The sequence below is a fragment of the Haloarcula sp. DT43 genome, assembly GCF_037078405.1.
GTDB lineage: Archaea > Halobacteriota > Halobacteria > Halobacteriales > Haloarculaceae > Haloarcula > Haloarcula brevis.
Window position 1 is genome coordinate 728,796 of sequence record NZ_JAYMGZ010000001.1, and the last position, 19,694, is coordinate 748,489.

24 protein-coding genes are annotated in these 19,694 nt (G+C 68.3%); 12 read left to right on the top strand and 12 right to left on the bottom strand.

Annotated features, from left to right (window positions below; all coding sequences use genetic code 11):
• Window positions 1-726, top strand: coding sequence for a lycopene cyclase domain-containing protein (locus VI123_RS03970; RefSeq protein WP_336336757.1), 726 nt, complete (start codon window positions 1-3; stop codon window positions 724-726).
• Entirely contained in the window at window positions 717-1,748 is a 1,032-nt protein-coding gene (locus tag VI123_RS03975) for a Brp/Blh family beta-carotene 15,15'-dioxygenase (RefSeq protein WP_336336758.1), read from the top strand. The genes VI123_RS03970 and VI123_RS03975 overlap by 10 nt, the downstream gene beginning before the upstream one ends.
• Before the next feature lie 122 nt (window positions 1,749-1,870).
• Here the strand turns inward: VI123_RS03975 and VI123_RS03980 are convergent, their stop codons facing one another.
• Window positions 1,871-2,008 (bottom strand): hypothetical protein, encoded by a 138-nt coding sequence (locus VI123_RS03980; protein ID WP_336336759.1) that lies wholly within the window; start codon window positions 2,006-2,008, stop codon window positions 1,871-1,873.
• Between the two features lie 156 nt (window positions 2,009-2,164).
• The gene (locus VI123_RS03985; RefSeq protein ID WP_336336760.1) at window positions 2,165-2,755 is read right to left on the bottom strand and encodes a 50S ribosomal protein L15e; all 591 of its coding nucleotides are present in this window, start codon (window positions 2,753-2,755) and stop codon (window positions 2,165-2,167) included.
• A 257-nt stretch (window positions 2,756-3,012) separates the two neighbouring features.
• Here VI123_RS03985 and VI123_RS03990 point away from each other — a divergent pair, with 257 nt between their 5' ends.
• Window positions 3,013-4,959 carry an aldehyde ferredoxin oxidoreductase family protein gene (locus VI123_RS03990; RefSeq protein ID WP_336336761.1) on the top strand — a complete coding sequence of 649 codons (1,947 nt, stop codon included), beginning with the start codon at window positions 3,013-3,015 and terminating at the stop codon, window positions 4,957-4,959.
• 31 nt (window positions 4,960-4,990) lie between these two features.
• On the top strand, window positions 4,991-5,356 hold the full coding sequence (locus VI123_RS03995) for a hypothetical protein (RefSeq protein ID WP_336336762.1): 366 nt from the start codon (window positions 4,991-4,993) through the stop codon (window positions 5,354-5,356).
• On the opposite strand, the gene VI123_RS04000 is transcribed toward VI123_RS03995, so the two are convergent.
• The 3 genes from VI123_RS04000 to VI123_RS04010 are packed head-to-tail and all read right to left on the bottom strand — an operon-like array spanning window position 5,340 to window position 6,391.
• The gene (locus VI123_RS04000; RefSeq protein WP_336336763.1) at window positions 5,340-5,708 is read right to left on the bottom strand and encodes a hypothetical protein; all 369 of its coding nucleotides are present in this window, start codon (window positions 5,706-5,708) and stop codon (window positions 5,340-5,342) included. The two genes, VI123_RS03995 and VI123_RS04000, sit on opposite strands and share 17 nt — an antisense overlap.
• A 9-nt stretch (window positions 5,709-5,717) precedes the next feature.
• Window positions 5,718-5,972 (bottom strand): hypothetical protein, encoded by a 255-nt coding sequence (locus VI123_RS04005; RefSeq protein ID WP_336336764.1) that lies wholly within the window; start codon window positions 5,970-5,972, stop codon window positions 5,718-5,720.
• A gap of 32 nt (window positions 5,973-6,004) precedes the next feature.
• Window positions 6,005-6,391, bottom strand: coding sequence for a hypothetical protein (locus VI123_RS04010; protein WP_336336765.1), 387 nt, complete (start codon window positions 6,389-6,391; stop codon window positions 6,005-6,007).
• Window positions 6,392-6,482: 91 nt separating this feature from the next.
• Here VI123_RS04010 and VI123_RS04015 point away from each other — a divergent pair, with 91 nt between their 5' ends.
• A complete protein-coding gene (locus VI123_RS04015; protein WP_336336766.1) occupies window positions 6,483-6,884 on the top strand; it encodes a ubiquitin family protein in 402 nt (133 codons plus the stop codon).
• Window positions 6,885-6,891: 7 nt separating this feature from the next.
• Here the strand turns inward: VI123_RS04015 and VI123_RS04020 are convergent, their stop codons facing one another.
• Window positions 6,892-7,164, bottom strand: coding sequence for a ubiquitin-like small modifier protein 1 (locus VI123_RS04020; RefSeq protein WP_336336767.1), 273 nt, complete (start codon window positions 7,162-7,164; stop codon window positions 6,892-6,894).
• Between the two features lie 158 nt (window positions 7,165-7,322).
• Here VI123_RS04020 and VI123_RS04025 point away from each other — a divergent pair, with 158 nt between their 5' ends.
• Both VI123_RS04025 and VI123_RS04030 read left to right on the top strand, forming a co-directional pair.
• Entirely contained in the window at window positions 7,323-8,285 is a 963-nt protein-coding gene (locus VI123_RS04025; RefSeq protein ID WP_336336768.1) for a C-terminal binding protein, read from the top strand.
• Between the two features lie 94 nt (window positions 8,286-8,379).
• Window positions 8,380-9,153, top strand: coding sequence for a DUF7537 family lipoprotein (locus VI123_RS04030; RefSeq protein ID WP_336336769.1), 774 nt, complete (start codon window positions 8,380-8,382; stop codon window positions 9,151-9,153).
• A gap of 6 nt (window positions 9,154-9,159) precedes the next feature.
• Here the strand turns inward: VI123_RS04030 and VI123_RS04035 are convergent, their stop codons facing one another.
• Window positions 9,160-9,561: a hypothetical protein gene (locus VI123_RS04035; RefSeq protein WP_336336770.1), complete on the bottom strand. Its 402-nt coding sequence runs from the start codon at window positions 9,559-9,561 to the stop codon at window positions 9,160-9,162.
• 95 nt (window positions 9,562-9,656) lie between these two features.
• Between VI123_RS04035 and VI123_RS04040 the strand changes: the two genes are divergently transcribed.
• Together VI123_RS04040 and VI123_RS04045 are read left to right on the top strand one after the other, a co-directional pair.
• Window positions 9,657-10,442: a helix-turn-helix domain-containing protein gene (locus tag VI123_RS04040; RefSeq protein ID WP_336336771.1), complete on the top strand. Its 786-nt coding sequence runs from the start codon at window positions 9,657-9,659 to the stop codon at window positions 10,440-10,442.
• A 106-nt stretch (window positions 10,443-10,548) separates the two neighbouring features.
• Window positions 10,549-11,568, top strand: coding sequence for a transcription initiation factor IIB (locus VI123_RS04045; RefSeq protein ID WP_336336772.1), 1,020 nt, complete (start codon window positions 10,549-10,551; stop codon window positions 11,566-11,568).
• A gap of 18 nt (window positions 11,569-11,586) precedes the next feature.
• Here the strand turns inward: VI123_RS04045 and VI123_RS04050 are convergent, their stop codons facing one another.
• The 4 genes from VI123_RS04050 to VI123_RS04065 all read right to left on the bottom strand — a co-directional run bounded on the left by VI123_RS04050 (window position 11,587) and on the right by VI123_RS04065 (window position 14,497).
• Window positions 11,587-12,381, bottom strand: coding sequence for an HpcH/HpaI aldolase family protein (locus VI123_RS04050; RefSeq protein WP_336336773.1), 795 nt, complete (start codon window positions 12,379-12,381; stop codon window positions 11,587-11,589).
• Window positions 12,382-12,449: 68 nt separating this feature from the next.
• Complete coding sequence (locus VI123_RS04055) at window positions 12,450-12,776, bottom strand: cupin domain-containing protein (protein WP_336336774.1); 327 nt, start codon at window positions 12,774-12,776, stop codon at window positions 12,450-12,452.
• Window positions 12,777-12,887: 111 nt separating this feature from the next.
• Complete coding sequence (locus tag VI123_RS04060) at window positions 12,888-13,616, bottom strand: class I SAM-dependent methyltransferase (protein ID WP_336337373.1); 729 nt, start codon at window positions 13,614-13,616, stop codon at window positions 12,888-12,890.
• Window positions 13,613-14,497: an aldo/keto reductase gene (locus tag VI123_RS04065; protein WP_336336775.1), complete on the bottom strand. Its 885-nt coding sequence runs from the start codon at window positions 14,495-14,497 to the stop codon at window positions 13,613-13,615. Before VI123_RS04065 ends, VI123_RS04060 begins: the two co-directional genes overlap by 4 nt.
• 105 nt (window positions 14,498-14,602) lie before the next feature.
• Here VI123_RS04065 and VI123_RS04070 point away from each other — a divergent pair, with 105 nt between their 5' ends.
• Window positions 14,603-15,559: a S49 family peptidase gene (locus VI123_RS04070; RefSeq protein ID WP_336336776.1), complete on the top strand. Its 957-nt coding sequence runs from the start codon at window positions 14,603-14,605 to the stop codon at window positions 15,557-15,559.
• The gene (locus tag VI123_RS04075) at window positions 15,552-16,592 is read left to right on the top strand and encodes a DUF4350 domain-containing protein (RefSeq protein ID WP_336336777.1); all 1,041 of its coding nucleotides are present in this window, start codon (window positions 15,552-15,554) and stop codon (window positions 16,590-16,592) included. Before VI123_RS04070 ends, VI123_RS04075 begins: the two co-directional genes overlap by 8 nt.
• Window positions 16,593-16,606: 14 nt before the next feature.
• On the opposite strand, the gene VI123_RS04080 is transcribed toward VI123_RS04075, so the two are convergent.
• The gene (locus tag VI123_RS04080; RefSeq protein ID WP_336336778.1) at window positions 16,607-17,128 is read right to left on the bottom strand and encodes a hypothetical protein; all 522 of its coding nucleotides are present in this window, start codon (window positions 17,126-17,128) and stop codon (window positions 16,607-16,609) included.
• 206 nt (window positions 17,129-17,334) lie between these two features.
• Between VI123_RS04080 and VI123_RS04085 the strand changes: the two genes are divergently transcribed.
• Window positions 17,335-19,680 (top strand): PAS domain S-box protein, encoded by a 2,346-nt coding sequence (locus tag VI123_RS04085; RefSeq protein WP_336336779.1) that lies wholly within the window; start codon window positions 17,335-17,337, stop codon window positions 19,678-19,680.
• Window positions 19,681-19,694 lie beyond the last annotated feature (14 nt).

Sequence of the window (19,694 nt, forward strand, 5' to 3'; positions counted from 1 at the left end):
ATGGTGCCCACGCTCACGTACCTCCAGTTCCACGCGCTGTTCGTGGTCCCTGTCGTGGCTGGACTGGCACTGACGGCCACTTACCGCCTCGGAAGCCGCCGGGACACCCTCACTGGGACGGCCATCCTGACGGGACTGGCCCTCGTCTACACGACGCCGTGGGACGGCGCGCTCATCCGGCACGGCGTCTGGTGGTACGGCGACGGGGCCGTCCTGGTGCGGTTCTGGTCGATTCCCCTCGGCGAGTACCTCTTTTTCGTCCTGCAGACCGCGATGGTCGGGCTGTGGGTGGCCCGGTTTCGGGTGGACACGGAGCGCCCGCTGGCCACGCCGCTGCGGACGCGGCTCGTCGGGTTCGCCGCTGCGCTGGTCGTCGTCCTGGTCGGCCTCGCGCTCCTGCGCTCGGACTCGGGGCTGTACCTCGGGTCCCTGCTGGTCTGGAGCGGGCCGATTCTCGCCATCCAGTGGCTGTTCGGGTGGCGGTTCCTCGTCGCCGAGTGGCGGACCGTCGTCGGCGCGACGCTCGCCCCGACGGCCTACCTCTGTGGTATCGACAGCGTCGCCATCCGGCTCGGCGTCTGGACCCTCTCGGACCAGTTCACGACCGGATACGTGATTCCCCTGCTCGGCCTGCCGATAGAAGAGGCCGTCTTCTTCTTCCTGACGACACTGTTCGTCGTCCAGGGGGTCGTGCTCTACGTCTGGCTCGTCGACAGATGGAACTGAACCACCACACCGCCGTCGGGTCGGCAGTCCGTCGCCGGGTCGCGCTGGTCCCCGGCTGGGTCGCCAGCGCCGCCGCCGTCGCGCCCTTCCTCGCCGGACTCCCGGTACCGCCCCCGCTCCAGTACGGCCCGCTGGTCGTCAGCGTCGTCCTGCTCGGGCTGCCCCACGGCGCGGTCGACCACCTCGCGGTCGCCCGCACCCGCGGCCAGCGCCCGGGCTGGCGCGCCATCGCCCGCGTGTTCGCGCTCTACGGCGTCGTCGGCGGGGCCTACGCCCTCGTCTGGTTCCTCGCGCCCGCGGCGGCGTTCGTCCTGTTCATCGCGGTGACGTGGTTCCACTGGGGCCAGGGCGACCTGTACGCGCTTCTCGCGCTGGCCGACGCCGACCACCTCCGCTCGCGCCCCCAGCGAGTCGGGGCCGTCCTCGTCCGGGGCGGCCTGCCGATGCTGGTCCCGTTGCTCGCGTTCCCCGAGTGGTACCGCCGCGTCGCCACGGACCTGGTGTCGCTGTTCGCGCCCGACGCCGCGGCCGCCATCGCGTGGGCGTTCCGGACGGACGTGCGAACTGGACTCGCCGTCGCCTACGGCGCGCTCGTCGTGGTTACGCTAGCTGTGGGCTTCGCCCGCGCCGACGCCCGCCGGCCGTGGCTGCTCGACGCCGGCGAGACGCTGGGTCTGCTCGCGTACTTCGCGCTCGTCCCGCCGGTGCTCGCCATCGGCGTGTACTTCTGTCTCTGGCACTCGCTGCGCCACGTCGTTCGCCTGCTTCTGGTCGACGACGACGCCACTGCCGCGCTCGCAAACCGCGACCCAGCGGCGGCGCTGGCCCGATTCGCTCGCGACGCCGCCCCCCTGACCGCCGCCTCACTCGCTCTGCTCGGCGGCCTGTACTTCCTGGTCCCGAACCCACCTGCGTCTGTCCCGGAGTGGGTCGCGCTCTATCTGGTGTTCATCGCCGTCGTCACGCTCCCCCACGTGGTGGTCGTGACAGTGATGGATAGAGAGCAGGGCATCTGGGCGTAGCCCGTCCGGGCCGCACAGGAGCAGGGCATCTGGGCGTAGTCCGTCCGGACTACAGGAGCAGGTGCGTTACCGGGACTTCGGAGAAAAACGCGCCAGCGGTCCCATTCCGATTCGACGGCCGCTCAGAACCCGCCCGGCGGGAGCAGTCGCAGGGCGGTGGACCGGTCGTCGGCCGCGTCCAGTCCCGTGGACCGCTTGAACTTCTTGCCAAGCCACTTCTTCAGGTCTTCGGACAACAGTTTGAGTTGTGGTTTTCTCATTAACTCTCTCTTTATCGCCCGAGCGTATAAACTTTTCATACATAATAGTCCATTCGTCCATTAATGATGGGTACAGTTAGACGCGGAGTACCAGAATCTGGCGACGCCACCGGCTAGCGAGCGCGTCGTAACTGGACAAAAACGGCCGCGTCGGCGTTACTTGCCCTTGCCGCCGTTGCTGCGCAGCGACGGACGGGTCTTCTCGCTACCCTTGCCCTTCTTGCCGAGGCCGCGGTTGCGGCGGCCGGCACCGGTCAGGCCGCGGAAGGCGCGGTCGGCCTGGTCGTCGGCACATATCCACGACAGGTCGTCGTCGTTCTGGATGGCCGGGTGGTTCGGGTCGATGAGGATGACTTCGTGCCACTTCTGGCGGCCGTCCTGGCCGACGGAGTAGCTGTTGAGCACGCGCAGGTTCGGGAAGGTACGGGAGGCGCGTTCCTCGGCGACGCGCTGGATGTCCTTCCGGCGGGTGATGCGCGTGACGCCCTGGCGCTTGGAGCGGCGACCGGCCTTGTGTCGCTGCTTGCGTGCGCTGCCCTTGCGGACGGAGACGCGGGCGACGACGACGCCCTGTTTCGCCTTGTACCCCTGTGCGCGGGCCTTGTCGAGGCGGGTCGGGCGCTCGATGCGCTCGACGGCCCCTTCGTCACGCCACTCCTGCTGGCGCTGCCACTGCAGTTCAGCGAGCTGTCCGTCACCTGGGTTCTTCCAGGCGTCTCGAATGTACGAATATGCGCTTCGTGCCATATGTGTTCACCACGGGCGTTGCGTGGTTCAAGTCGCGTCCCGCGACTCACATCCCGACCTGCACACGCAGGTGCCCGCTGGTGCCCGTCGTCCAGCGAGTTACCCGGAGTTTGCCGTTCGGACGCTTAAACCGTTCGGACCGGACTCGCGGTTGTGAGCCGGTCACGCGGGGGATAGAACCGGCAGACCCCTCGGATACTTGCAATATTGCAACACAAATGGTTAAGTTGTTCCCAGCCCCAGAGTCACGTATTACCATGACAGACCTTGGTGGCTTCCAGGACCACGTGGCGCGAATCGACCTCGGGGACGGGAACGTCGCCTACGAGGGTATCGACGAGGAGGACGCGAAAAAGTACATCGGTGCGCGCGGACTCGGCGTGAAGTACGTCTTCGACCAGGGGCCGGACGTCGACCCGCTGGGGCCGGAGAACCTGCTCGCGTTCATGAACGGCCCGCTGACGGGGACGCAGGTGACGATGAGCGGTCGCATCGCCATCTGTACGAAGTCGCCGCTGACGGGCACGGTCACTGACTCCCACCACGGCGGCTGGTCGGGGGCGCGGCTGAAGTGGTCGGGCTTCGACGGACTGCTGTTCGAGGGGCAGGCCGACGAGCCGGTGTACGCCCTCGTCGAAGACGGCGAAGTGAAACTGCGCGACGCGTCCAACCTCTGGGGCCAGGGCATCCACGACACCATCGACGACCTCGAAGCCGAAATCGAGGGCGGTTCGCTGGGCAAGAACCTCTCCGTGATGGCCATCGGGCCGGGCGGCGAGAACGAGGTCAAGTACGCCTGCATCGTCAACGAGGACGACCGCGCGTCGGGCCGCGGTGGCACCGGCTGTGTGATGGGCAACAAGAACCTCAAGGCCGTCGTCGTCAAGTCCAACACCCGGATGCCGAAGCCGAAAGACCAGGAGACGTTCCAGGAGGGTCACAAGCAGGCGATGCAGGTCATCCAGGAGTCCGACGTGACCGCGCCCAACGAGGGCGGGCTCTCGATGTACGGCACCAACGTCCTGATGAACCTCACCGAGGAGATGGACGGGCTCCCGACGAAGAACGCGCGGTACTCCTCGACGCGGTCGTACTCGGAGGCCGAGGGCGACGGCGAGCGTATCATCGACTCGGAGAACGTCTCCGGCGAGAACGTCCGGGAGAACATCCTGGTCGACGAGCCGACCTGTCACTCCTGTCCGGTCGCCTGCAAGAAGGAGGTCGAAGTCCAGGCGATGCACAAGGGCGAGGAGATGAACGTCCGCACGGAGTCCTACGAGTACGAATCCGCGTGGGCGCTCGGCCCCAACTCCGGCCACGTCGAGCGCGACAAGATAGCCGTGATGCTCGAACGGTGTAACGACGTCGGGGTCGACACAATCGACGTCGGCAACACCATGGCGATGGCCATGGAGATGACCGAGGAGGGCAAGTTCGACGACCTCGGCGACGGCATCGACTGGGGCGACGCCGACACGATGATAGACATGATAGACATGATTGCCCACCGCGAGACGGAGCTCGCGGACCACCTCGCCGAGGGGCCGGACCACCTCGCCGAGGAGTTCGACGCCCACACCAACTCCCTCGCGGTCAAGGGTCAGACGATGGCCGCCTACGACCCGCGCTGCATGAAGGGGATGGCAATCGGCTACGCCACCTCGAACCGCGGGGCGTGTCACCTGCGCGGGTACACGCCCGCGGCGGAGATTCTCGGCATCCCGGAGAAGGTCGACCCGCGGGAGTGGGAGGGCAAAGGCGAGCTGTGCGCCACCTTCCAGGACCTGCACGCCATCAGCGACTCCTTCGACATCTGCAAGTTCAACGCCTTCGCGGAGGGTATCGAGGAGTACGTCCTGCAGTACAACGGCATGACGGGGCTGGACGTGAGCGAGGAGGAACTGATGGAGGCCGGCGAGCGCGTCTACAACCTCGAACGGTACTACAACAACCTCGCCGGCTTCGACGGCTCCGACGACGACCTGCCCAACCGGTTCGTCGAGGGTGACGAACACGCGATTCCGGCCCAGGGCGGCTCCGAAGGTGAACTCGCGGAGCTCTCGAAGATGAAAGACGAGTACTACGAGGTGCGCGACTGGGAGAACGGCGTCGTCACCGACGAGAAACTCGACGAACTCGGCATCGACATCGGCCCCGGAACCGGCGTCAGTTCCGGCGGCGCGGCGGCACCGAGCGACGACTGAGACAGCGCCGACTGCCGACTCCAATTTTCGAATGCGCAAGGACGACATCGACGACTTCGAATTCCAGGTCGAGTCCCGACTGACCAGCCACGGCGTCTACGTCACCGACTTCGCCGACGAGGGCGACACGTACCGGCTCACGTACGAATCGATTTCGGCCGACGAGGCGGCCGTCATCCCCCACCGCGAAATCGGTCGCGTCATCAACGTCTTCCGGGACCTCCACGCCGACGACTGGTCCGGAATCGACATCGAGGCGACCGTGACAGACCTCGAAGACACCGAACTCGGCGAGTGGTCGGTCGACAGCGAGTGGATTGACGAACTCGAGAACGGCGACCTCTCGGAGACGGATTTCTCCCAACGCGTGCTGGAGACGATTACGGTGCGGAACTGACCGCCAGCACGTCCCTGATTTCCAGCGTGGCCTCGAACTCCTCGCTTCTGTCCAGCCGCCGGCCGTCGCGCTCGAACTGGGCGACGTGGGCCCGCCGCACCGCGTCCCGCTCGCGGTCGCCCAGCCCGAGCGCCTCGCCGATAGCGTCCCAGTGGCCCGACTCGGCACAGAGGTAGTCGGCCTCCCTGGGGCCGCTGATGCGCTCGTACTCCCTGTCGTAGGTCGCGCGGTTCTCCCGGAGATACGTCTGGACCCGTTCCAGCAGGTCGGGGAGGCGGTCCAGCGGGACGCTGGCCTGCGTGCCGGCCAGCAGGACTATCTGCCCCTCGATGGGGTAGGTCGGGTCGGCCATCGACCCCGGTCAGCCGCCCGCCCGCATCGCCTTCTGTGCGAACTGTTCGATGAGCGGCTCCAGGGTCTCCGGGTCGCCGTCGAACCGAATCGTCACCTCGTTGAGTTGCAGGCTCGGGCCGATGGCGACTTTCTCCTCGGAGAGCGTCGCCGTCCAGCCGTCGCCCTCGACGGTCGCCTCGCCGCGGCGTTCGCCGCCCAGGTTCTCCAGGTACCCGATAGCAGCCCGCACCGAGATACCGCGAAAACTCCGTTCACGCTCCATTACGTCTCCGTTACGGGTGCGGTCGTCTAAACCTATCGACGGTCGCTAGCCTGGCTGGACCGGATGCCGTCGTCGACGATGCGGGCGTTGCGCTCGCGGTTGATGCGCTCGTCTAAGTCCTCGTGGTCGTATATCTGGGCGATGACGGCGGCGTGGAGGTCGCGCCAGGCCATCGCGTAGATGGGCGACTGGCCCCAGGCGCGGAGTTCGACGACGTACTCGTCGTAGGCCTCCCACCGGCTCTCGAACTGCTCGATGTGGTCGACGACGGCGCTGGCCGGCTCCGCCGAGTCGAGGGCGGCGTTGAGTTCCCGCTCCCAGCCGCCGACGGCCTGTTCCATATCGCGTTTGGTGTCCTCGCTGTCCGGCGGCAGCGACTCGACGATTCCCGACGGAATCCCGAGTTCGATGTGGTCCATACTGCTACACGTGGTTCGCAGCAGATAAATCCTCGAGATGGGTGAACATGTTCGCCTCTACTGCTTTGTGGCGGCGAGCCCTACCGTGAGTATGAGCAGTGAGACACTGGAACGGCAGGCGTCCGCGCCGGACCTGACCACCGTCGAAGTCAGGTGCACCGGCCACGTCCGTCGGGTCGTCGGCGAACCGTCGCTGTCGTTTCCCTTCGAAGGCGACACGCTGCGTGACTTCCTCGACGCCTTCTTCCGGGAGTACGACGTGAGCGATATGCTCATCGCTGAAACCGAAGCCGACGCCACCACGGAGGGATGGGCCCCGGAGATGACGGACCTGCCCGGCGACTGGGCGAAAAACCCCGAGGGCGAACAGACCAGATGTTACGCGCGGGTGGCGGTCAACGGTGAGTTCAACGAGCACCTCGACGGCTTGGACACGGAGCTGGCGGCCGGCGACCGCGTCGGGCTGATGTTCCCGTTCATCTTCTGTTGCTGAGCCGGGCCTACCCACCGGCGACCGGCGGGAACACGCTGAGTTCGTCCCCGTCCTCCAGGGCCGTCTCCAGCCCGTCCAGATGGGTGATGTCCGTGCCGTTCCGGAGAATCGTCAGGTACTCCCGCAGCTCCCCCTCCTCGAACAGGTCCATCTCGGCGAACTCCTCGGAGAGGGCCCGGAGCACGTCGCCGGCCCGCTGTCCGTCCTCGAACTCGCGCCGCAGCGTCTTCTGTCCTACGGCTTCCCGGAAGTTGGCGAAAAACCGCAGCTCGATTTGCATACGGCTGGGTTGGCGACCGAGCGGCTTAAATCACCGCGCTCGGACCGCGCCCCGGCGACGGCCCGCCGTCGACGTACGCAATCTATCATCGACCTCGAATTCCTATCCGGTGGGAACGACTTCGACCCGTTTTAGCGTCCCAGTCCCTCACCCCGGATATGGAACGTGTGGTCGCGAGCGATGACCCGATGATTGATGTCGACCGACTGCGGACGGCCCTCGACGCCGAGGTCGTCGCGGCGGAGACCGGCTCCGAGGCGGCGCTCCGGGACGCGGCCGCCGGGGCGGCGGCGCTGGTCGTCGACGTGAACACGCCGGTCACCGCCGCGGTGCTCGACGTGCTGGACGAGCTACAGGTCGTCGCGAGGGCGGGCGTCGGTATCGACAACATCGACGTGGCCGCGGCGGCGGACAACGGCGTGACCGTCACGAACGTCCCCGAGTACTGCACGGACGAGGTCGCCACCCACACGGTGACGCTGCTGCTCGACTGCGTGCGGACGCTCACCGCCTACGACCGCGACGTCCGCGACGGCGGCTGGGGCTGGGAGCGGACCCGCCCGGTCCACCGAGTCCGCGGCCGGACGCTCGGCCTCGTCTCCTTCGGCCCAATCGCGCGGCGGGTGCGGGACCAGCTGCGGGGCTTCGACCTCGACGTCGTCGCGTACGATCCCTACGTCGACGCCACGGAGATGGTCGCGGCGGACGTCGAGAAAGTCACCCTTGAGGAACTGTACGAGCGGGCCGACTACGTCTCCCTCCACGCGCCGCTGACCGAGGAGACGGCGGGGATGATAGACGCCGACGCGCTCGCCGCGATGCGCGACCGGGCGATTCTCGTCAACAGCGGCCGTGGCGGGCTCGTCGACGAGGCAGCGCTCCGGACGGCGCTTGAGGACGGCGAAATCGCGGCCGCCGGCCTCGACGTGCTGGCCGAGGAACCGCCGGCGGCGGACCACCCGCTGGTCGGGCTGGACAACTGCGTCGTCACGCCACACGCGGCGTGGTACTCCGAGGAGGCCCGCGACGACCTGAACGACGCCGTCGCCGCGAACGTCGGGGCTGCGCTGGCCGGCGAGACGCCGCCGGACCGCATCGACCCGGACACCGACTGGCTGTAGGGCGGGCCGGACGCCGGCTGGCTGTACGAGCGCGCGAGCCCCCGCGTCGTGGCAACCGTACTAGCTTATCTCCCGTGACAGCTTCCTCTCAGACATGACAGCGAGGTTACTCACTGTGTTGGTGGTGTCGCTGGTCGTCTTCGCCGGCTGTGTCGGCGTGGACCCGGCGGCGGACGACGGGAACGACGCGGGCGACGGCGGGGCCGCTCCGGCGGACCGCGACGGCCTCTCGGTCGAGGCGACGGACCAGCTCCTGCGTGACGCGGGCAGTTTCACCGCGACGTGGTCGTACTCGACGACGGAAGCCGACGAGACGGCCACGATAACGAACGCCTACCGCGTGGACCTGCGGGCGAACCGCTCGCTGGAGACGTTCTCGATGTCCGGACCGGACGCCACGACCGACTTCGAGACGTTCGTCGCCGACGGCTCGGCCTACACGCGGTACGAGACCGACGGCGAGGCGTTCTACCAGGTCCGGCCACAGGACGACACCGCCTTCCAGTCGGCCGTCGACCGCGGGACGCTCAGCTACGAGTCCGTCGACGACGCCCGCCTGGTTGGGACGGAGACCTTCGACGGCGTCACGGTGGACCGCTACGAGTACTCGGAGCTCTCGACCTGGCGGCAGTTCGGTGCCGGCGCGTTCGGGTCCGGCGGGAACGTGACCGTGACCGACTTCACCGTCGTGATACTGGTCGACGGGGACGGGCTGGCGCGCCAGACGGCCTGGACGCTGACCGGCGAGACCGACGACGGCGAGACGGTCGCCGTCGAGTGGCGCTACGAGGTCACCGGCGTCGGGTCGACCGATGTCCCCGACCCGGACTGGCTCGACGAGGCACGGGCCCAGCAGACGGCCGCGTAAGCGGTCTCAACACCGGAGAAACTCCCGGCGCTGGTCGCCGAGAGCGCTCCGGCCGGTGGCCGCGGTGGTGATGTCACGGACGAGGTTCGAGAGGTACGCCCGGGGACCGGGGTCACACGTGCCGACCCGCCGGGCCTGGCGGTAGTCACACCAGAGCGCGACCGGCAACAGCGGGGCCGCGAACAACCCGGACAGCGTGACGCCCAACTGGAACGGGTGGCCGGCCGGGACGGCGAGCCACGCCGCGGCCACGACCGTCCAGAACACCACTCCGTAGATGACGGTGTGTCGCCAGTTGTGCGCCGGGAGTTCGTAGCCACGTCGTCGCGATGGAGGGTCGGCGGGCGTCCCGCCGGTGACGGAGCCACCGGGGGACTCGCCGGGAGATGGAGGGAGCGAGCACGACATGTTCGTACTGTCGCCGTCCGTGATAATCACGGCTGGTTTGGCATGCGCCGAACGACACCGTGCGTATAAACGGCTCGGCGCGCAAGGGGGTATACGTGCGAGAGTTCATCTTTACTATCGATTACGAGCGAAACGTCGACCCCGTGATGGACGTGTTTATCGACTACCCGGAGACCCACTCCCGGACTATCGCGTGTAACGTCACCAAAGACGGGATGTGGCGGCTCGAACGGGTCGCCGGGCCCGAGGCCGCCCTTGAACAACTGGACGACGTGTACGACGACCCGGTCCAGTGTACCGAGTGCATCGGGACCCGGAACTGCAAGACCGACTGGACCTACGAGGTCATCGGCTCGGACCCCGGCGTCCGGACGGTGTACAGTTACCGGTCGGAGGCCGGCGACTGCCACTCGATTCCGCGGCTGGCCATCGACCACGTCGGCCGCGGCGTGCTCGTCGAGACAGAGCGCCGCGGCAGCCGGTGTGAGTGGCGGCTGCTCCTCTGTAGCGACGCCGGCGTCGACGGGCTGTTCGACGAGATGCAGTCCGAGCTCCGGGAGGGACTGACCGTCGAATTCCGCCAGCTCAGCTCGCCGTCCTACTGGGTCGACGAGGCCGTGACGCTGGCGGAACTGCCGCCCGAGCAACAGGCCGCCGTCGAGGCCGCCGTCGAACACGGCTACTACCGGACGCCGCGGGACACCTCGCTCACCGAACTCGCCGAGACGCTCGACGTGTCGCGCTCGACGCTCCAGTACCGCCTCCAGCGGGCCGAGGCGTGGATAGTCCGCTCGTTCGTCACCCGGTCGATGGGGCCGGTCCAGGCCGACGAGGACGTCGCCGAGGGCGGGCGGCTCCGCATCGGCCGCTCGGGCGTGTAGGCGACGCGGCGGCCGACCGGACTTTGGCATACGCCAAACGAGTCGTCATGGGGGATGCACCCCTACAATTGGGTACGACCGCGGGCCCCACGCTCGCAAACACACTATGACGACACGCAGCATCTATTCCCCCGACGAACGCGGTGAGAGTGTGGACGAACAGGCCGAGTCCGAGGCGAGCACCGGCCACGCTTGTCCGGACTGTGGCGGGAGCCTCGTCACCGACGACAGTCGCGGCGAGACCGTCTGCGAGTCGTGCGGTCTCGTCGTCGACGAGGACGAAATCGACCACGGGCCGGAGTGGCGCGCCTTCGACAGCCAGGAGCGGGACGCCAAGCGCCGCGTCGGTGCCCCGACGACGGAACTGAAACACGACAAGGGCCTCTCGACGAACATCGGCTGGCAGGACAAGGACGCCTACGGCAACTCCCTGTCGACGCGCCAGCGCGAGAAGATGCAACGGCTCCGGACCTGGGACGAGCGGTTCCGCACCCGCGACCACGCCGAGCGCAACCTCAAGCAGGCGCTGGGCGAGATTGACCGGATGGGCAGCGCCCTCGGCGTCCCCGAGAGCGCCCGCGAGACGGCCAGCGTCATCTATCGGCGCGCCCTCGACGAGGGCATGCTCCCCGGCCGCTCCATCGAGGGGATGGCGACCGCCGCGCTGTACGCCGCCGTCAGGCAGGCGAACCTCCCGCAGACGCTCGACGACATGGCCGTCGTCAGCCGCGTCGACGAGATGGAGTTCACCCGTGCGTACCGCTATCTCAACCGCGAACTCTCCCTGCAGGTCGGCCCGCCGGACCCCGCGACCTACCTCAGCAAGTTCGTCTCCGAACTCGACGCTGACGACGAACTGGAGCGCAAGGCCCGCACCCTCATCGAAGCCGGCAAGGAAGCCAACGTCCACAGCGGCAAGAGCCCCGTCGGCCTCGCCGCCGCGGCCATCTACGCCGCCGGCCTGCTGCTCGGCGAGGAGATGACCCAGGAGACGGTCAGCGAGGCCACCGACATCAGCACCGTCACCATCCGCGAGCGCTACCGCGAACTGCTGGAAGCCGAAGCGGAACTCGACGACAGCGCCGTCGACGCGGCCGGCAGCGCCGAACCCGGCGCGAGCGCCTGACCACGCCGGCCACCGCTCTCAGTGTCGCTCGCCTTCGAACGCTTCTAGCCACTCGCGCACGACGGTCTGTATCGCGCCGGTCGTGCTCCCGACGTGCAGTATCTGATACCCCGACTCGGCCTTCTCGTTTACGTCGTCCATCCCGAAGCCGAGACCGCCGACGGTGACGCCCGCCTCGACCGCCGCCGAGCGGACCGTCTCCACCGCGTCCTGTACCTCCGGGTGGTCGATTTCGCCGGGATGGCCAAGCGACACCGAGAGGTCGAAGGGGCCGATGAACACGAAACCGAGTTCGGGCACGTCCAGGATGGCGTCGATGTTCTCGACCGCCTCGCGGGTCTCGATTGTGGTCCCGACCAGCGTCTCCGCGTCCGACGCCTCGACGTAGTTCTCGCCCAGGCCCCAGCGGCGCGCCCGGGGCGCGGCCAGTCCCCGGTCGCCGGCCCCGCCGTCGTAGCGGAACCGCCCCGACTTGACCGCCTCGCGCACTTCCTCGGCGGTCTCGACCCGCGGCAGGAAGAGGTTCTTGACACCGAGGTCGAGCGCCTTCCGAACCAGCGTCGGGGACGTGTCCGGCAGGCGAACCAGAAGCTCCGTCCCGGTCCCGTCGGCCGCCCGCAGCAGGTCCTCGACGGCGGTGGCGTCCCACGGGTCCGGCCCGCCGTGCTCGAAGTCGAGCCAGACGAAGTCGACGCCGAGGTCGCCGTAGAACTCCACCAGCGCCGGACTGTAGGTGTTATCGAGGACGCCCAGCGCGACGCCGCCGCTCTCGACCGTCTGGCGAAGCCTGTTCGTCGGCAGTGGTTGGGTCATACATATCAGTGAAGTGTAACGCTCATAAGCCTGATGCGGAAACAGTTACCCGGGACTGCGGCGACCCGCTACTGCCCCGGAAGCGGACAGAGGCTCGCCGTCAGGACGGCCACCTCGTCGGTGTGGTTGTGCGCGCCGTGCGCTTGCCCGCGCTCGTTCAACACGACTCCCGGCGCGGCGATTGTCTCCGCTGTGTCGTCCTGCTGGACCGTCACCGCTCCCCGGACGACGTGGAACACGTTCGTCGCGCCGTCGTGTTCGTGCGGCTCGATTCTCGCGTCCGGTCCGAGCGCGAACGCCTTCACCAGCACGTCGTCGGTCACGGCCAGTTCCCCGTCGATGACCTCGCCCGCGTCCGGGTCGGCGTCGAACTGCGAGAGTCTGTCGAGTGACATACCGGCACGTGGGCCGGGGCTTCCTTAGCCGTTCGGTTGCCAGGCACAGTTGTGTCTGTTCGTCCGGGTCGGTGTGCCCTTCGAACTCCGCTCACGAAACGCTCACACGACTCACCCATCGAGCCGGAACGCGAGACTGTACATCCGGCCGGTCCGCTCGGAGCCGATAGCCGAGACCAAATCGTCGGCCATCGCGGCCAGTGGCTCCCCGAGCGAATCCGGAAGCCCCGCGGCGTACGCACGCACCACCCCGGCGTGGGCGTCCAGATGCGCCGCGGTCCAGGGCACCGGGTCCAGCAGCGTCTCGTTGCGTTCGACGGTCCAGCCGTGGTCGGCGAAGACGGCGGCCAGCACGGCGGGCGGGTAGAACGTCAGCGCCGGCCGGCCGTCGACCGCCCGCGCGGCGGCGTTCTCCAGCGCGAACAGCCGGGTGACGGCCGCATCGGCGGGCGGTACCGCGTAGTCGTCGACGACGAGGCCGCCGCCGGGCTTTGCGACCCGCGCCAGTTCGGCCGCGACGGCGTCCAGGTCGGTCGGCGCCAGGACGTTGCAGAGTCCGTGGGCGGTGACGAGGTCGACGCTGTCGGTCGCAAGCGGCGTCGCCCGGAGGTCCGCCTCGACGACGGCGAGTCGGTCGGCGGTCCCGTCGCCGACGCGGTCGCGGACCGCCGCGGCGTGGTCGGCGTCGTTCGTCACCGCGTACACCCGCTCCGCGCCCGCGGCCAGCAGGCCCGCCGTCGTGTTGCCGACGCCGGCCCCGGCTTCGAGACAGACCCGTCCCTCGACCTGCCGGTCGGCGAGCGCGGCTGTCACCGTCTCCGGAACGCCGTCCACGCTCAGTGGTGCAGTTGCTCGGGCACCGGGCTGTCGTCGTGACGGGCCTCCTCGATGAGTGCGCGCTGACGGGCCTCGTCCATCCCCTCCGAGCGGCTGGCGGCGTCGAGCACCATCTTCACGAGCTTCGGGTCGCCGGGGCTGACGACGGTATCGAGGCCCTGGGCGGCGGCGAAGTCGAACCGCTCGCGGATGACCTCCGGCGTGTCGACCGGCTCGTACCAGTTCGCGTACGGGCGGTCGGCCTCTGCCAGTTCGTCGGTCGGCGGCCACGACCCCTTGGCGAAGGCCTTGATGCCGAGCGTGCCGATGCCCTCCGCCTCACACCGTTCTAACACGGCCTCGTAGTCGTACTCGCCGTCGTCCTTGCCGGCGACGACGGGGTTCAGCGGGAACATCACCGTCTCCAGGTCGTCGATGCGGTCGACGGCGTCGAGGATGAGCCCGGGGTCGCCGTGGCTGGTCAGCCCGATGTGGTCGATTTTCCCGTCGTCTCTCGCCTCCCGTATCGCCTCCAGCGCGCCGCCGTCGCCGGTGATGGTGTCCAGTTCCGACTCGTACTCCAGGCCGTGAATCTGGTAGAGGTCGATTGTGTCGACGCCCAGCCGGTCGAGCGACCGGTCGATTTTCCGCGCGGCCCCCTCGTACTCGCGTTCCTGGGTCTTACAGCCTAGGAAGATGTCCTCGCGGTACTGCCGGAGCTTCGGCCCCAGTTTCAGCTCCGCGTCGCCGTAGGCCGGTGCCACGTCGAAGTGGTTGACCCCGTGGTCCAACACGAGCTCGACCATCTGGTTCGCGCCCTCCTGTTCGAGCCAGTTGAGTGCTATCGTGCCGAACGTCAGTACCGTGCTCTCCTGTCCAGTCTCGCCCAGTACTCGAGTCTCCATACGGACCGCACGATCCGGAGACCAATAATCGTTGGTTGCCCGCGCCGGACTGCGTCAGGGCGCGGCCGGGGTTTATTACTCTTTCAGTCCGAACGGACCGTATAGATGTTTGGCAGAGAACAAGTCTTCTCGGCGATGACGGCGTCGTACGTGGTCGCGGTCACGCTCGCCCTCGTCGTCGCCGCGATATTCGCGCCGGTCGTCTGGAACGGCGTGCCGAGCGGCGGGGACGACGACCCGAGCGTCGCCGTCGTCACCCTGCGGGGCGGGACGACCGACGCCAACGTCAACGCCGTCAGGCAGGACCTCCGCGAGGCGCGCACCAACGAATCCATCGAGGCGGTCGTCCTCCGGGTCGACAGCCCCGGCGGGCCGGTCGACTCAAGCGAGGAGTTCTACCTCGCGGTGAACCGGACCGCAAGCGAGATGCCGGTCGTCGCCTACGTCGAGGGGACGGCCGCCTCCGGGGGCTACTACGGCATCGTCCCGACCGACGAAATCGTCGTCAAGCCGAGTTCCAACGTCGGCAGCATCGGCGTCATCGTCCAGGCGCCGCTGAGCCTCATCGAGCAGACCGAGCAGCAAGGCGAGACGTTCGTCCGCTCGGGCCCGGACAAGGCCCAGGTGAGCAAGGACGGCCTCCGCGAGGACATCGAGGTGCTCCAGCGCTCGTTCGTCGGGACGGTCATGCGCCACCGGGGCGACCAGCTGTCGCTCTCCCGCGAGGAGGTCGCCAACGGGAACACGTACCTCGGCGCACGGGCGACCGAGAACGGCTTCGCCGACCGCATCGGCGACTCCGAGCTGGCCATCGAGCGGGCCGCCGCGCTCTCTGACGACATCGAGGGCGACGGCTACGACGTGACGTATCTGGGCAGCGGCGGCGCGGCGGTCAACGTCATCGTCGTCCCCGCCGGTGCCGAGACCGTCCAGGGCGCGAACAACGTCACCTACCTCGTCCACTCCGAGGACGAGACGACGTTCCGGGAGCCGGTGAAGTACTACGCCGTCTGGGGCATCCCTGCCAAGGGCGACAACGCGACGGTGATTCGCAATGACTGAGGGCCGCATCGTCAAACCGCTCGCCGTGTTCATCGTCGTCCTCGTCGTGATACTGGGCGGGACGTTCCTGCTCGCGGTCGCCGGCCCGGGGTCGTCGGGGCCGCCCGACGGCGCGTCCATCGACGGCCAGTCGCCGTCGCAGTACCAGCCCGACGCGGTCAACGCCCCCGTCGACCCGGAGGACGGGGAGATATCCGTCGACGCCGACGGGGAGGACAAGCGAATCCTCGTCGACACGAGCCACGGCAACCAGGTGTCCGAGTCACAGCTCGAACCGATTACCGAAGCCGTGTTCGAGGCGGGCCACACCGTCGAGTACGGCACGTCGGGCACCGGCGGGTTCGCCGAGTCGCTGGGGCAGTACGACGGCGTGCTCGTCGTCCAGCCGCTCGGGAGCTTCTCGCCCGAGGAACGCGAGGCGCTACGGGAGTACACCGAGGACGGCGGGCGCGTCGTCGTCCTCGCCGAGCCGACGCAGACGCAGCTCTCGACCGGCTTCACGCAGTCGACGACGACGGTGTCGTTCGGGGCCAACAACGCCACCGAGCAGTACGGCGTCCGGATGGGTGCCGAACAGCTGTACAACGTCGACGACGCGGCCAACGACAACAACTTCAAGGCCATCTACGCGACGCCGAGCGGCGACGGCGAACTGACCGACGGCGTCGAGACGATAACCTTCGACACCGCCGGCTACGCGGTCGTGAACGGGGACGCCGAGACGACGTTCACCGCGGCCGAGGGCACCCGGACGCTGGAGACGCGGCGCACCGGCACGTACCCGACGGTCGTCCGCAACGACAACATGGTGTTCGTCACCGACTCGACGTTCATCCGGAGCTCCGAGATATACGACGCCGACAACGAGGTGTTCGTCGGGAACTTACTCGCGTTCCTCCTCGAGGGCGAGGCACCGGGCGGTGACGCGCCGGACGCCGGGTTCGTGACCGACGGCGGCTCCGCCACCCCGGCCGAAACGCCGGCAGCGCCGACCCCCGAACCGACCCCGACGCCCACCCCGAGCGGGTTCTGACCACTCCCGCGGCGCTACCGCTCGCCGATACGCACCGTCGTCTCGCTGTACAGGCCGCGTTCGGCGGCGTCGGCCACGCTCAGCCCCGCGCCGATGGTGTACTCCCCGGCCGGCGCGGGCTCCCACTCGTCGTCGCTGACCCGGAACAGCCGGTCCCAGCGCCGCCGGAACCGCTTTCGCTCGCCGCGGTCGAACCGGAGGCTGCCGGCCTCGTCGGGCACGCTGTCGACGTGGGACGCCTCGGGCACCCCGTCGACGTACCAGGTCCAGGGTCGCGGCGAGTCCGTCGGGAGCGTTATCGGCACCGGCAGCGCGTTCTTCATCGTCACGACGAACGGCACCTCGGCTCCCGCGGTCCGGGGGGCCTCGACGTCGACGGACACCGCGCGATAGCGGAGCCACGTCGGCACCAGCCGGTCGCTCCAGGCCCTGCCGTCGATGCTGCGCGTGGCCCGTGGCTGCGCCTCGCGCTCGGTCGGGGCCTGTGGCTCCGCGTCGTCGCGGTGGAGCGCCCCCGAGTCGTAGATGCGACGCATTGCCGGAGTGTCGGCCGGCACACGCAAAAGCGTTCTCCGGGTCCCGACCGACTGCGTTCGAGTGAACCGACTGACACAGGACGGGCGAGCCGCCGGAATAGCGGGGCTGTTCGGACCCGTCTCCAGGGGACAAGCCATGCGTGTGACACACAGCCAAACAGGCTAAGTGGCCTGCCACCCGAGATGTCACCAAGCTATTCGTCCCGATGACTTCGACACGCGACACGATTCGGCTACTGCACGTCGACGACGAGCCGGACTTCGCGGCGACGGCCGCCGCGTTTCTGGAGCGCGAGAGCGACCGCTTCAGCGTCGAGACGGCGTCGAACGCCGACGAAGCGCTGGCATGGCTGGACGCGGCGACGTTCGACTGCATCGTGTCGGACTACGACATGCCCGGACGCAACGGCATCGAGTTCCTCGAAGCCGTCCGGGAGGAGTACCCCGACCTCCCGCTCATCCTGTTTACCGGCAAGGGGAGCGAGGAGGTCGCGAGCGACGCCATCTCGGCCGGCGTCACCGACTACCTGCAGAAAGACGGCGGGACGGACCAGTACACGCTGCTCGCGAACCGGGTCGAGAACGCGGTGGCGGCGAGGCAGTCGGCGACGGCGGCAAAGCGGCGGCGACACCGCCTCGAACAGATTCTCAAGACCGTCCCGTCGTGTGTCGTGCAACTCGACCCCGACGGGCAGTTCGTCTTCGCCAACCAGCGCGCCGTCGACGTCCTCGGCCTCACGCAGTCGGAAGTGACGGACCGGACGTACAACGACCCTGAGTGGGAGATTCGGGACCTCGACGGCGAGCCGATACCGGATGCGGAACTGCCGTTCCGGCGGGTGCTCGAAACCGGCGAGCCCCTGTACGACGCCCGGCACACGGTGCGCTGGCCCGACGGCACGGAGAAGGTGCTCTCGGTCAACGGCGCGCCGCTGTTCGGCGACGACGGCCGCGTCGAGAGCGTCGTGTGCACGCTGACTGACATCACCGGCAAGCGCGAGCGGAAGCGGGACCTCCAGGAGACCGAGCAGCGACTGCAACTGGCCCTGGAAGCCAGCGAAACGGGCGTCTGGGAGTGGAACTGTGCGACGAACGAGGTCACGTGGAACGACACGCTCGAACGGCTGATGGGGTTCGAGCCCGGGGCGTTCGACGGCACGCTGTCGGCCGTGTTCGACGTGATACACCCGGCGGACCGCCCCGACGTCCGCGAGCAAATGACCCAGGCGGTCGAGACGGACAGCGTCTACGACGGGGAGTTCCGGGTCATCGACGCCGACGGCGACGTGCGGTGGGGCTCCGTCCGGGGACAGCCCGTCGAGCACGACGGGGACACGCTGATGGTCGGCGTTCACCACGACATTACCGAACAAAAGGAACGCGAGCGCGAACTGGAGGTGATGGAGCGCCGGCTCGAGGCCATCCTGGAAAACACCACGACCCCGATGTTCATGAAAGACGACGAAGGGAAGTACATCTTCGTCAACCACGGCTACCGGGAGCTTACGGGTCTGGCCGACGAGAAAATCGTCGGCCGGACGGATTACGACCTGTTCCCCGAGGAGATGGCCGACAGGGTGTGGGCAAACGACCGCGCGGTCCTCCAGACCGGGCATCCGCTGGAAGTCGAGGAAGAAATCGTCGTCGACGGGGAGACGTACCAGTACCTCTCGGAGAAGGTCCCGATATACGACACGGGCGAGCGGTCCGACCCCGACAGCCCGGTCGCCGTGTTCGGCGTCGCCAGCAACATCACCGACCTCCGGAGCAAGGAACAGAAGCTCCAGCGCGAGCGCGACCGGCTCGCCGAGTTCGCCAGCGTCGTCTCCCACGACCTCCGCGGCCCCCTGGGCGTGGCACAGGGACGACTCCAACTCGCCCGCTCGACTGACGACGAGTCCCACTTGGAGCAGATGGCGACCGCCCTCGAACGGATGGAGCGCATCATCGACGACGTGTTGCTCCTGGCCCGCCAGGGGCGGGACATCGGGGAGACCGACCCGGTCTCGCTCCGCGAGGCGGTCGAAGACGCCTGGGAGATGGTCTCTCGGGGCGGCCGCGACGGGACGCTCGCTTTCGCCGACCTCGACGAGCGGGACGTGACGATTATCGCCGACCGGCCGCGCCTGCTGCAACTGCTCGAAAACCTGCTCCGAAACAGCGTGGCGCACGGCTCCACGAGCAGTCGGACAGGGGCCGACGACAGCGGCTCCGAGCGCGGTTCGCCGGAGCCACAACAGGCACAGACCGACATAGACCACGGTTCGACGAGCAGCCAGACGAAGCCAGCGGACGCCGCCGACGGCGAGGGCGTGACCGTCACCGTCGGCACCACCGAGGGCGGCTTCTACGTCGCCGACGACGGGCCCGGCCTCCCGGAAGTGGACCGCGAGGCGCTGTTCGAGCCGGGCTACTCGACCGCCGACGACGGCTCCGGGTTCGGGCTGGCAATCGTCGACCGCATCGCCGAGGCCCACGGCTGGTCGGTGGACGTGGGCGAGAGCGACGACGGCGGCGCGCGCTTCGAAATCACCGGCGTCGAGTTCGAGTAGCGGGCGGTCGCCGC